This window comes from Nevskia sp., from assembly GCF_021732705.1.
Lineage (GTDB): Bacteria > Pseudomonadota > Gammaproteobacteria > Nevskiales > Nevskiaceae > Nevskia.
This window is the reverse complement of sequence record NZ_JAKFUM010000011.1, coordinates 46,651-58,867: the sequence shown is the minus strand read 5'-3', so window position 1 is coordinate 58,867 and position 12,217 is coordinate 46,651. Positions and strand designations below refer to the sequence as shown.

At 66.9% G+C, this 12,217-nt stretch carries 8 protein-coding genes; 6 read left to right on the top strand and 2 right to left on the bottom strand.

All coding sequences use genetic code 11. The features are described 5' to 3' along the window. Nucleotides 1-93 precede the first annotated feature (93 nt). The 4 genes from QZ951_RS14230 to odhB all read left to right on the top strand — a co-directional run bounded on the left by QZ951_RS14230 (nucleotide 94) and on the right by odhB (nucleotide 6,180). Nucleotides 94-969: a MaoC/PaaZ C-terminal domain-containing protein gene (locus QZ951_RS14230; RefSeq protein WP_293001638.1), complete on the top strand. Its 876-nt coding sequence runs from the start codon at nucleotides 94-96 to the stop codon at nucleotides 967-969. Between the two features lie 85 nt (nucleotides 970-1,054). Continuing rightward, a complete protein-coding gene (gene galU / locus QZ951_RS14225; protein WP_293001636.1) occupies nucleotides 1,055-1,987 on the top strand; it encodes a UTP--glucose-1-phosphate uridylyltransferase GalU in 933 nt (310 codons plus the stop codon). 28 nt (nucleotides 1,988-2,015) lie between these two features. Next, nucleotides 2,016-4,880: a 2-oxoglutarate dehydrogenase E1 component gene (locus tag QZ951_RS14220; RefSeq protein ID WP_293001634.1), complete on the top strand. Its 2,865-nt coding sequence runs from the start codon at nucleotides 2,016-2,018 to the stop codon at nucleotides 4,878-4,880. Between the two features lie 67 nt (nucleotides 4,881-4,947). After that, a complete protein-coding gene (gene odhB, locus QZ951_RS14215; protein ID WP_293001632.1) occupies nucleotides 4,948-6,180 on the top strand; it encodes a 2-oxoglutarate dehydrogenase complex dihydrolipoyllysine-residue succinyltransferase in 1,233 nt (410 codons plus the stop codon). Nucleotides 6,181-6,270: 90 nt separating this feature from the next. Here odhB and QZ951_RS14210 read toward each other — a convergent pair whose 3' ends face one another. Beyond that, on the bottom strand, nucleotides 6,271-9,087 hold the full coding sequence (locus tag QZ951_RS14210) for a PAS domain S-box protein (RefSeq protein WP_293001630.1): 2,817 nt from the start codon (nucleotides 9,085-9,087) through the stop codon (nucleotides 6,271-6,273). 323 nt (nucleotides 9,088-9,410) lie between these two features. On the opposite strand from QZ951_RS14210, the gene QZ951_RS14205 reads away from it, so the two are divergent. Further along, entirely contained in the window at nucleotides 9,411-9,641 is a 231-nt protein-coding gene (locus QZ951_RS14205; RefSeq protein WP_293001628.1) for a DUF1653 domain-containing protein, read from the top strand. Nucleotides 9,642-9,822: 181 nt separating this feature from the next. Here QZ951_RS14205 and QZ951_RS14200 read toward each other — a convergent pair whose 3' ends face one another. Continuing rightward, entirely contained in the window at nucleotides 9,823-11,286 is a 1,464-nt protein-coding gene (locus QZ951_RS14200; protein ID WP_293001626.1) for a wax ester/triacylglycerol synthase family O-acyltransferase, read from the bottom strand. A gap of 232 nt (nucleotides 11,287-11,518) precedes the next feature. Here QZ951_RS14200 and QZ951_RS14195 point away from each other — a divergent pair, with 232 nt between their 5' ends. Further along, nucleotides 11,519-12,106, top strand: coding sequence for a TIGR00730 family Rossman fold protein (locus tag QZ951_RS14195; RefSeq protein WP_293001623.1), 588 nt, complete (start codon nucleotides 11,519-11,521; stop codon nucleotides 12,104-12,106). The last annotated feature ends 111 nt before the right edge of the window (nucleotides 12,107-12,217 follow it).

Here is a 12,217-nt window from a genome sequence, read left to right as displayed (position 1 = left end):
CTGCCTTTCAACCACCTTCGTGCGACCAAAATCCCGAGCAAGGCGCGTAAGATTCGCGCGTCGGTGGCAGGGGCCACCGAACTCGTGAGTCCGATGAGCCCAAATACAGTCCGCGTCTTCGATCTTCCGGCCCTGCCGCCGGTGCTTCCAGCCTTCGCCCGCGCCGCCTGGTCCGCGACCCGCTCGGTCCGCGCGCCGGTCGAGATTCCGGACTGGAAAGTCCGCGTGCCGGGCCTCGGTTTCGACCGCCAGCATCTGGCCGACTACAACGCGCTGTGCGGTTTCACCCGCAGCGACTCGGTGCCGATGACCTACCCGCAGGTCCTCGCCACGCCGCTGTACCTCCATCTGATGACGCAGCCGGGTTTCCCGCTGCCGCTGATGGGACTGGTGCACGTTCGCAACGCGATCGAGCAGCGTCGCGAGCTGGCGCTCGACGACAGCTTCGATGCTTCGGTGCGTCTCGGCCCGAGCCGCGAGGTGCGCGCCGGGCTGGAACTCGATCTGATCGTCGAATTCGCCGAGCTCAACGGCGATGTGCTGTGGAAAGCCACGATGACCGTGCTGAAGCGCGGTGCCCGCAAGGAGTCCGGCCCGGCGGCGCCCGCGGCACCGGCGCTGCCGAATGGCGTGGCGCAATACCTGTCGATCGCGGCACCCGCCGACATCGGTCGCCGCTACGCCCGGATTTCGCAGGATTTCAACCCGATCCATCTGTACGCCACGTCGGCGAAGCTGTTCGGCTTCAAGCGCGCGATTGCCCATGGCCTGTGGTCGAAGGCCCGCGTGCTGGCAGCACTCGAAGGCCGGCTGCCGTCCGTGCCGCGCCTGTTCGATGTCCAGTTCAAGCAGCCGCTGCTGCTGCCCGGACGCGCCACGCTGCGCTATGTGCAGGAGCCGGCGCGCGTCGATTTTTCGCTGCTGGAGCCCTCCGGCGGCAAGGTGCATCTGACCGGGACCCTGCGATAGACTTGTTTCACCACTGACACACTGACACCCGCTCCGGTGTCGCCATCCACCGAACAACGAACTTCAAGGACCGCTGAGGCCCGCCATGCGCATCAGAAAAGCCGTATTCCCCGTCGCCGGCCTCGGCACCCGCTTCCTCCCGGCCACCAAGGCCAGCGCCAAGGAAATGCTGCCGGTCGTCGACAAGCCGCTGATCCAGTACGCGGTGCAGGAAGCGATCAGCGCCGGTGCCGAAGAGCTGATCTTCATCACCGGCCGCTCGAAGAACTCGATCATGGATCACTTCGACAAGGCCTACGAACTGGAAGCCGAACTGGCCTCGCGCGGCAAGGGCAAGCTGCTGGAGACCGTGCAGGAAATCCTGCCGCCGGGCATCACCTGCATCTTCATCCGCCAGGCCGAAGCGCTGGGCCTGGGCCACGCCGTGCTGTGCGCCTGGCCGGCGGTCGGCGACGAAGACTTCTCCGTGATCCTCGCCGATGACCTGATCGATGGCCGCCTGCGTCCCTGCCTCGCGCAGATGCAGCGCGTGTATCAGGAGTACGGCACCAGCGTCATCGCGACGCAGCGCGTGCCGATGGACGAGATCTCCAGCTACGGCGTGGTCGATACCCAGCCGGTGGGCCCGGGGCTCGGCGAGATTCGCCGCATCGTCGAAAAGCCGAAGCCGGAAGATGCGCCGTCGAATCTGGCCGTGGTCGGTCGCTACATCCTGACGCCGCGCATCTTCAAGCTGCTGGAACGCACGCCGCGCGGCGCCGGCGGCGAAATCCAGCTGACCGACGCGATCAGCATGATGATCCAGGAACAGACGGTGCTGGCCTACGAATTCGAAGGCACGCGCTATGACTGCGGCTCGAAGCTCGGCTATCTGAAGGCCAACGTCGAGTACGCGCTGAAGCATCCGGAACTGGCGGGCGAGTTCCGGGATTATCTGGGCAATCTGACGGCCGACTGGCCGGCACAGGGTCAGGTTCCGAACAATCTCGAAGCGGCTGCCAAAGCAGCCCGAAAGTAAGCGAAGCGCCTGAGGCGCAGGAAGAGCAATGACCGGAAGCAAGTATCTGAGCCTGATCGAGAGTTCGTCGATTCAGGGCGGCAACGCCAGTTACGTCGAAGACCTGTACGAACAGTATCTCGACGATCCGACGCAGGTCGACGATTCGTGGCGGGCGTATTTCCGCAGCGTGCAGGGACCGGGCGGCGGCAGCGAAACCGCCCACGGCCCGGTCCGCGCACAGTTCGAGAAGCTCGCGCGCGAGCCCAAGGTGGCCGTCGCGAACAATCCGCCGGCCGGCGATCTGGTGCAGGCGGAAAAGCAGGCCGCGGTACTGCGGCTGATCAACTACTACCGGGTCCGCGGCCATCAGGCAGCGAAGCTCGATCCGCTCGGCCTGACGCCGATTCCGCAGATCGCGGATCTCGATCCGGTCTACCACGGCCTGCAGCCGGACGATCTCGACACCGTCTACAACACCGGCACGCTGGCCGCTGCCGAACGCCTGCCGCTGCGCGAGATCATCCGTATCTGCAAGGCGGTGTACACGGACACCATCGGTGCCGAGTACATGTACGTCACCGAAACTTCGCAGAAGCGCTGGATTCAGGCGCGTCTCGAAACGCGCGCGTTCCAGCCTCGGCTGTCGCCGACCCGGCGCAAGGAAGTGCTGACGCAGCTGGTGGCGGCGGAAGGCATCGAGCGCTACCTGCACAACAAGTACGTCGGCCAGAAGCGTTTCTCGCTCGAAGGCGGCGAAGCGCTGATCCCGGCGCTCGACGAAGTGATGCGCACGGCGGCGGAATCCGACGCCGATGAAGTCGTCATCGGCATGGCCCATCGCGGCCGCCTGAACGTGCTGATCAACGTCCTCGGCAAGTCGCCGAAGGACCTGTTCGCCGAATTCGAGGGCAAGTACTCGGTCGAGGCGCTGTCGCGCGCTGGCGACGTCAAGTACCACATGGGCTTCTCGACCGACGTCGAGGTGTCCGGCAAGCGCCTGCACCTCGTGCTCGCGTTCAACCCGTCGCATCTGGAAATCGTCAACCCGGTGGTCGAAGGCTCGGTCAAGGCCCGCCAGACCCGCCGCAAGGACGAGAGCGGCAACAAGGTGCTGCCGGTGCTGATCCACGGCGACGCCGCGTTCGCCGGGCAGGGTGTCGTGATGGAAACGATGCAGCTGTCGCAGTCGAAGGGCTACGCGACCGGCGGCACGATGCACATCATCGTCAACAACCAGATCGGCTTCACCACGCCGAACCCGATCGAGGCCCGCGAAGGCCACGAATCGCGCACCAGCCGCTACTGCACCGATCTCGCGAAGATGTCGGAAGCACCGGTGTTCCACGTCAACGGCGATGATCCGGACGCGGTCGTGTTCGTCACCCGGCTGGCGATGGACTTCCGCAACGCGTTCCACAAGGACGTGATCGTCGACATCTGCTGCTACCGCCGCCTCGGCCACAACGAGGCCGACGAGCCGTCCGTCACCAGCCCGGTGATGTACGAGACGATCAAGAACCTGCCGACGACCCTGGCGCTGTACTCGCAGCGTCTGGTGCAGGACGGTACTGTGAGCAAGGACGAGCCGGAAAAGCTGGTTCGCGCGTACCGCGACGCGCTGGACCGCGGCGAGAACATCGCCCGCACCACGCTCGGTCTGGTCGGCAACAAGTACACGGTGAACTGGGCGAACTACTCGAAGGGCGACTGGGCGACCCCGGCCGACACCTCGATGAGCCGCGACATGATCCAGAGCCTGTCGGCGCGGCTGCTGAAGCTGCCGGAAGGCTTCACGCCGCACGCCCGCGTCGCCAAGATCCTCGAGGATCGCGCGAAGATGGCCGAAGGCAGCCTGCCGATGGACTGGGGCTTCGCCGAGACCATGGCCTATGCCGGCCTCGTCACCGAAGGCTTCAATGTCCGCCTGTCCGGTCAGGACGTCCGCCGCGGCACGTTCTTCCACCGTCACGCCACGCTGCACGACGCCAAGACCGGCTACAGCTACACGCCGCTGCGCCATCTCGATGCCGACAAGGACAAGTTCATCGTCAGCGACACCCTGCTGAGCGAGGAAGGCGTGCTCGGCTTCGAGTACGGCTATTCGACCACCGATCCGGACAGCCTCGTGATCTGGGAAGCGCAGTTCGGCGATTTCGCCAACGGCGCGCAGGTCGTCGTCGACCAGTTCATCGCCTCCGGCTACGTCAAGTGGGGCCGTCTGTGCGGCCTCACGATGTTCCTGCCGCATGGCTATGAAGGGCAGGGCCCGGAGCACTCGTCGGCGCGCCTCGAGCGCTACCTGCAGCTCTGTGCCGGCAACAACATGCAGGTCTGCGTGCCGTCGACGCCGGCCCAGTTCTTCCACATGATCCGCCGCCAGATGAAGCGCAGCCTGCGCCTGCCGTTGATCGTGATGACGCCGAAGTCGCTGCTGCGCCACAAGCTCTCGGTGTCGACGCTCGAAGACCTGACGCAGGGCAGCTTCCAGTACGTCATCGACGAACCGGCGAGCACCGACAAGGCCAAGATCAAGCGCATCGTGTTCTGCTCGGGCAAGGTCTACTACGACCTGTTCGAAGCCCGCGAGAAGGCCAAGCGCGACGATGTGGCGCTGGTCCGTCTGGAACAGCTCTATCCGTTCCCGCGCACCGAGTACGAAGCGGTGATCGCCTCGTATCCGAACGCCAAGGATGTGGTGTGGTGTCAGGAAGAGCCGGAAAACCAGGGCGCCTGGTACCAGATCAAGCATCGCCTGCGCGCCTACCTCGCGGCCGACCACCAGTTGTACTACGCCACCCGCAAGGGCAGCGCGACGACGGCGGTCGGCTACCTCAAGGTCCACGTCAAGGAACAGGCGGACCTGTGCGAAGCCGCGCTGAGCGGCGGTCTGCCGCTGCAGGGCGGCGCCTGATCCGCTGCCCGTTTCACTGCCTCGACCATCATTGCTGCACGAACTACAACCAGAATCCGGAGCTGTCATGAGTATCGAGATCAAAGTCCCCAACCTGCCGGAATCGGTCTCCGAAGCCACGGTATCGGTCTGGCACCTGAAGGCCGGCGACAAGGTGTCGCGCGAGCAGAACCTCGTCGATCTCGAGACGGACAAGGTCATGCTGGAAGTACCGTCGACCGCCGACGGCGTGCTGACCGAGATTCGCGTGCAGGCTGGCCAGACGGTCAAGGCCGGCGACGTCATCGGCGTGGTGTCGGAAGGGGCCACCGCTGCCGCGCCCGCCGCTGCGCCGGCCAAGGCGGAAGCTGCAGCACCCGCGGCCGCTGCCACTGACGACGACGCGCAGGGCCCGGCCGTGCGCAAGCTGCTGGCCGAACTCGGCCTCTCGGCGTCGACCCTGATTTCAGCGGGGGCCGGTACCGGCAAGGGCGGCCGCCTGACCACCGAAGACGTCAAGGCTTACGCCGCCAATCAGAAGGCGGCGCCGGCTGCCGCGCCGAAGGCTGCGCCCGCTCCGGCGGCCGTGGCCGCGCCGGCACCGAAGGCCGTGCTCGGCGCCCGCACCGAGCAGCGCGTGCCGATGACCCGCATCCGCGCCCGCATCGCCGAGCGTCTGGTCGAAGCGCAGGCCACGGCCGCGATGCTGACCACGTTCAATGAAGTGGATCTGAAGGCCGTCGGCGAGATCCGCGCGAAGTACAAGGAGCCGTTCGAGAAGGCGCATGGCGTCAAGCTCGGCTTCATGAGCTTCTTCGTGCGCGCCGCGATCGAAGCGCTGAAGAAGTACCCGGCCGTCAATGCCTCGATCGACGGCAACGACGTGGTCTACCACGGCTATTACGACATCGGCGTGGCGGTGTCGACCGAGCGCGGTCTGGTCGTGCCGGTCGTGCGTGATGCCGATGCCCTGAACCTCGGCGACATCGAAAAGGCGATCGGTGCGCTCGGCGTCAAGGCCCGCGCGAACAAGCTGACGATGGAGGACCTGTCCGGCGGCACGTTCAGCATCACCAACGGCGGCGTCTTCGGTTCGATGATGTCGACGCCGATCCTGAACCCGCCGCAGGCCGCGATTCTCGGCATGCACGGCATATTCGACCGCCCGATCGCCGTCAACGGCCAGGTCGTGATCCGGCCAATGATGTATCTCGCGCTGACCTACGATCACCGCCTGATCGATGGCCGCGAAGCCGTGCTGTTCCTGAAGCACATCAAGGACTGCCTCGAAGACCCGGCGCGCCTGCTGCTTTCGCTGTAAGGCGCAACGCGCGATCCATCGACCCGCGGCATCGGTGACAGTGCTGCGGGTTTTTGGTGTCTGCCGCCATCGTCGGTGGATGGCGCGTCGTCACCCGGACTGCGGCAGCAGCTCGCAGACCACGCGGTTGCGGCCTTCGGCCTTGGCCCGATACAGCGCCGCATCGGCGGCGTGGATCAGCTGCTCGGCCGTCAGGCTGTCGGCGGCGGCATGCGCGACGCCGATAGAGACCGTCGTTCCGAGTTCCTTCGTGCCGTTCGCGGCGGGCAGGCGCAGTTGCTCGAACCGGGTGCGAATCTCTTCGGCCCGGCTGACGGCGTCCGCCAGACTGCTCCGCGGCAACACGATCACGAATTCCTCCCCGCCGTAACGGCACAGCACATCGGTGCTGCGCAGGTTGGCGCGCAGCAGCTCGGCCCAGGCTTGCAGCAGCGCATCGCCGGCCTGATGACCGTAGCGGTCGTTGATGCGCTTGAAGTGGTCGAGATCGGCCATGATCAGGCTGACGCCGTGATCCTCGACGGCCGCTCGGTCGAGTTCACTGGCCAGCCGCTCATCGAAGTAGCGCCGGTTGTAGAGGCCGGTCAGGCCGTCACGGATGGCCTGCTCGCGGAGCTGCTCCTGCAGTTCCGAAACTTCCGCGATCCGGTTCTGAAGCATCCGGTTGGCTTCGCCGATGCGCTTCTCGGCCATCCAGCGCTCGGTCACGTCGAGATTCACGCCGACCATCCGCACCGGGTTTCCCTCGTCGTCCATCACCGGGCCGAACAGGGATTCGATAAAGCGCTGCCCGAGCCTGGGATGAACGATGCGGAACTCGCTGGACCCGCGAGTCTTGCTCCGGATGGCTTCCGCCATCGCTTCCTCGCAGTGCGACAGGTCTTCATCGACGACCGCGCTGCGCCACGTCTCGTAGTGCAGCGCGATGCCGTCGTTGACGCCGTAGATGCGTCGGATCCCGGCGTCCCAGGTCAGCAGGTTGGTCTTGAGGTCCCATTCCCAGACGCCGATGCCCGAGGCGCGCAGGGCGAGGGTCAGCCGTTGCGTGAGTTCTTCCTGATGCGCTTCCATCTCGCGGCGCACGGTGACGTCCTGCATCTGCGAGATGAAATGCAGCGGCTGGCCGTTGGCGTCGCGCAGCAGGCTCACATGCAGCTGCACGTAGACGATGGCGCGGTCGGCGCGCAGATAGCGCTTGCCCATCTGGTAGCGCTCGCGAATGCCGTCGAGCAATTCCCGGCGATGGGCGACATCCTTGGCGACATCATCGGGATGGGTCACGTCCTGAAAGGTTCGGGTCAGCAGCTCGGTTTCCGAATAGCCGAGCATCCTGCACAGCGATTCGTTGACCGACAGGAACTGACCATCAAGCGAGACCAGCGCCTTGCCGATCGGTGCGTTCTTCATCGCCAGCCGGAAACGGTTCTCGCTTTCCTGCAGCGCCGCCCGCGTGCGCCGCTCCTCGGTCACGTTGCGGCCCTCGGGAATCAGCAGCACGATCCGGCCAGTCTCGTCGCGGACGGGTTTCAACGAGAAATCGATGGTGATCAGGGCGCCGCCGGCGCCTTGCACCTCGCAGTCGTAGCGAACGAATTCGCCTTCGGCAGCGCGCAGCACGGCCGCCTTGAGCTGCAGCTGAGCGTGCAGCGAGTAAGTCCACCAGTGACAGTCCCAGAACGGCCGGCCGAGCAATTGCGATGCGTGCACGCCGGTGAACTGCACCGCGGTCTCGTTGGCTTCCAGCAAGGTGCCGTCAGGCTGGAGCAGGCCGATGAACTGGAAGGTCGAATTGAAGATCGCCTCAAACCGTTCCTGCGCCTGGCGCAAGCCGTCGCGCGTGCGCCGCTCCTCTGTGACATCCCGACCCTCGGGAATCAGCAGCACGACATTGCCGCTATCGTCGTAGACCGGCTTGATCGAGAAATCGACAGTCACGCGCCGGTCCTTCAGATCCAGCACTTCGACGTCGTAGCGCACGAACTCGCCGTGGGCCGCGCGCGAGACGGCGGCGCGAATTCCGTTGCGGGTGGGTTCACTGATGCGCCACCACGGCGTCGCCCAGAACGGTCTGCCGAGCAGATCGGACGCTGGCCCTCCCGAGAAGCTGGCGGCGGCATCGTTGACCTCCAGCAGGGTGCCGTCCGGCGCCAGTATCGCCATGAACTGGAACATCGAATTGAAGCTGGCGCGGAAGCGCTGCTCGCTGATCTGCAGCGCCCGTTCGCGCTCGGCCAGCGCGGTCATCAGCTGGTGGCGATCGGTGACATCGGTGACCGTGCCGCGCAGGCCGATGATGCGGCCCGATGCCTCCCGGATCGCTTCGCCGCGCGCAGTGATCCAGCGCGGCTCGCCCGAGGCGTGCCTGATCTCGAGTTCGAGCGTGTACGCCGTGCCGCTGACCACCGCATTGGCGACGGCCGCGTCCAGCCGGGCAAAGCTCTCGGCCGCGTAGAGGCTGGCATGTTCGCGATAGCTCGGCGCTGCCAGTGCCGGATCGCGACCGAAGATCGCGTACAGCGCGGCGGACCACTCCACCGTGTCCGACTCGATGCTCCAGCACCAGCTGCCGACACCCGCCAGGCGCTGCGCTTCGACCAGTTCGAGGTCGGTCGGGGCGATCCGTGACGCGGGCGGCGCGATCGGCACGGTGCTGACCCGCTGGCGTGCCGCCCAGGCGCAGAGCGCGCCCCAGCCGCCGATCGCCGACACGGCCAGCGCCTGCGCGACGATGGGCCAGCCGACGGCGACCAGCATCATGCCGACGGCACTCAGCGCACTGATCGCCAGGCTTGCCCGGTGGCCCCACAGCCAGGCGCCGGCGGCAATCAACGGAAAGCTCAAGGTCAACGGCGCAGCCGGTGTCGCCAGCAATGTCTGCAGCGCCGCCTGAATCATGTTGATCGCCATGATCGTTCCATCGATCGGTCTCCGTGTGCAGCGGTCGAACCGGCTCCGGTCGGCAGGCTCGCCCCCATGCACGGGGGCGATCCGCTGTCCGGATGGGCAAGCAGTTTTCATACGCGGGGGTGACGAGATGCGCGAGGCCACTTGCAAGTTTCGGTCTCGACGGGCGTCGCATTTCCGTCACCGAACGGTCATCCCGTCATCCGCGACCGTGCCGGCCCGACGGCGGGCATCCGCTGCCGGGCCATGCCTTGCCAAGCCGGCCGCAGTGCGGTGGGATCACCTGGCCGAATTCCCGGCTCGAACACCGGCTGGCTTGCCCGACCATGAATGATCTTCCGCCGCTGCCCGTAGCCCCGATCGGCCGCTATCGCCACTACAAGGGCGGCGAATACGAGGTGATCGGGGTCGTGCGGCACAGCGAAACGCTGGAGCCGCTGATGCTGTACCGGCCGCTGCACCACGACAGCGGTCTCTGGGTACGGCCGTACGCGATGTTCCTCGACGAGATCGAGCACGACGGCGTGCGCCAGCGCCGATTCGCGCCGATTGCCTGAGCGCCGGTCATCCCGCGGCGGCTGGTTCGACTGCGTCGACGGCAGTTGCGGCTGGACCGGGCCGGCATCTGCGGCCCGGCGACGGGCGCCGCCGACGACCAGCATCCCCGGCGCGGCCGCCGCGCGCGATCCGGCGATGGTCGCGGGGGCGTCGCGCGCCGTCCCGGGCGCTAGCGCGCGTTCACGGCGCCGGCTCCGACGCCGCGGGCGACAGCACCTCCAATTCGGCGGTCGGCTCGCCCTCGAGCATCGGAACCGGCCTGCCGACGGCGATCGTCATTCGCGCCAGCCGCTCGATCTCGTCGAGACCGTCGCCGAGGTAGTCCATCAGCGATTCGACGTTCGGCAAGGTGCGGCGGCAAGCCAGCACGCCGAAATCGAGGGCATCGGCCCGGCTGGACGCCGTGATGTTCAGCGCCATGCCGTCGGCCAGCACGGAGACCGGGAACATCCCTTCGACCGCGCAGCCCTGCCAGTACAGTGGCGAGCGGGGGCCGGGAACGTTGGAGATCACGAGGTTGAACGCCAGACGGCCGCGCTTCGGCGCCAGCAGCATGTTGACCAGCCCCGGCAGCATCTGGGCCGCGGCGAAGCCGAGGATCGCGCCCGGCTTCATCGGCGCGTAGCGCTGCTTGCTGTGTTCGACCGACGCCCGGATCACCCGCAACCGTTCGGCCGGATCGGCCAGATGGGTGCCGAGATTGGCCAGCAGGAAGCTGATCTGGTTGCCGACGTCGCTCTTGTCGCGCCGGGTGGACATCGGCACGCCGGCGATCATCGGCTCGCTCGGCAGGGCGCGCTGGTCGATCAGGTAGCGGCGCAGCGCGTGGCTGCACATCGCCAGCATCACGTCGTTGACGGTGCAGCCGAGCGTGCGGCTTGCGGCCTTGATCCGCGCCAGCGGATAGCTGCGCGCGAGGTAGCGGCGCGAGGCGCTGATCGGCTGGTTCAGGATCGTCGGCGGCGCCTGATGGCCGGACAGGGCATCGACGTTGCCGTCGCGCCGGTCCTGCCGGGCCTTGCGCAGTTCGCGATAGACCGTCGGCAGATGTTCGACCACGCCGCCGAAGCGTCCGGCGAGCTTGACCACGCCGTCGACCGGCGCGGCGAGCAGGCCGCTGGGCCGTTCGCGCCGCCCCTGCGGCGGCACCGCCCACGGCGGCGGCAGGATGTCGTTCGGGTTCAGCGACATCGAACGCAGGAACAGCCGGGTGCCGGCCACGCCGTCGGCCACCGCATGGTGAACCTTCGAGTAGATCGCGATCTGGCCGCCGGCGATGCCCTCGATGATGTAGGTGCGCCACAGCGGGTAGGCGCGGTCGAGATGGCTGGCATGCATGCGCGACACCATCGCCAGCAGCTGATCCATCGTGCCGGGCTGGGGCAGGGCCAGATGGACGACGTGCTGGGCGATGTCGAACTCCGGGTCCTCGACCCAGAAGCCCTTGCCGAGCCGGCTTTCCAGCCGCTGGTTGAACGGCGGCAGCGGCGACGCGTACGAGCGCAGGCGCGCGACCAGCGTCTGCGCGAAGTCCGGCGGCGCATCGGCCGGCGGGCGCAGCAGGGTCAGGTAGGCGACATGCAGCGGCTGGTTGCGCCGCTCCAGATGGATGAAGCCCATGTCGAGCACGGTGAGTCGTTTCATCGGTTCTCCTCCCGGATGATGGTCCTTCGGCGTCCGTGCGGGTCAGCGCTTCGGCCGCGGTCATGCAAGCTGCAGCAATTCAGCTCGCAACAAGCGTGCTGAATCATGATGACGCCGTGGAGACGGCCGGACGATCCGGGTGCCGGCGCGGTAACCGGAGTGGCGCTGCGGCCTGCGGGATGGGCCGCCGCTCGGTGGATAATGCCGGCCTGAATTCCATGGCCACCCGTCGATGACCACCGCATCCTCCGATTCGTTCCCTTCGCCTGCCACCGGCATCCGCTCGATCTGCGTGTTCTGCGGTTCCCGCTTCGGCAGCAATCCGGCCTATGCCGATCACGCCCGCGAGCTCGGCAGGCTGATGGCCGCACGCGGCATCCGGCTGGTGTACGGCGGCGGGCGGGTCGGGCTGATGGGGGTGGTCGCCGATGCCGTGCTGGCCGGCGGCGGCGAGGTGGTCGGCGTGATTCCGAAACTGCTGATCGAGAAAGAGGTGGAGCATCGCGGCCTGACCGAACTGCACGAGGTCGACTCGATGCACACCCGCAAGGCGATGATGGAGCGGATGTCGGACGCCTTCATCGTGCTGCCGGGCGGCTTCGGCACGATGGACGAGATGTGCGAAATTCTGACCTGGGCGCAGCTCGGCCTGCACGAGAAGCCGCTCGGGCTGCTGAACACCGCCCACTATTACGATGGGCTGCTCGGCTTCTTCGACCGCTCGCGCGACGAGGATTTCGTCTCCGCGAGGAACCGGGCGCTGATCCGGACCGAGGCCAGCCCGGCCGCGCTGCTGGATCGCCTCGCAGCACGGGGATGACGCGAAGCCGATGCTTGGCGAGGATCCGCGGCGGACGCGCACCCTGTCTGCCAAGTGCCGACATGGTCTCAATGCGCCATTGCCGCGTCGTCGTTGATCTGGAACAGTGCA

Bases quoted from the DNA above. Each gene is read 5' to 3' on its own strand.
- QZ951_RS14200 (WP_293001626.1), bottom strand. From the start codon at position 11,286: ATGAAACGACTCACCGTGCTCGACATGGGCTTCATCCATCTGGAGCGG.
- QZ951_RS14230 (WP_293001638.1), top strand. From the start codon at position 94: ATGAGCCCAAATACAGTCCGCGTCTTCGATCTTCCGGCCCTGCCGCCG.
- odhB (WP_293001632.1), top strand. From the start codon at position 4,948: ATGAGTATCGAGATCAAAGTCCCCAACCTGCCGGAATCGGTCTCCGAA.
- QZ951_RS14195 (WP_293001623.1), top strand. From the start codon at position 11,519: ATGACCACCGCATCCTCCGATTCGTTCCCTTCGCCTGCCACCGGCATC.
- galU (WP_293001636.1), top strand. From the start codon at position 1,055: ATGCGCATCAGAAAAGCCGTATTCCCCGTCGCCGGCCTCGGCACCCGC.
- QZ951_RS14205 (WP_293001628.1), top strand. From the start codon at position 9,411: ATGAATGATCTTCCGCCGCTGCCCGTAGCCCCGATCGGCCGCTATCGC.
- QZ951_RS14210 (WP_293001630.1), bottom strand. From the start codon at position 9,087: ATGGCGATCAACATGATTCAGGCGGCGCTGCAGACATTGCTGGCGACA.
- QZ951_RS14220 (WP_293001634.1), top strand. From the start codon at position 2,016: ATGACCGGAAGCAAGTATCTGAGCCTGATCGAGAGTTCGTCGATTCAG.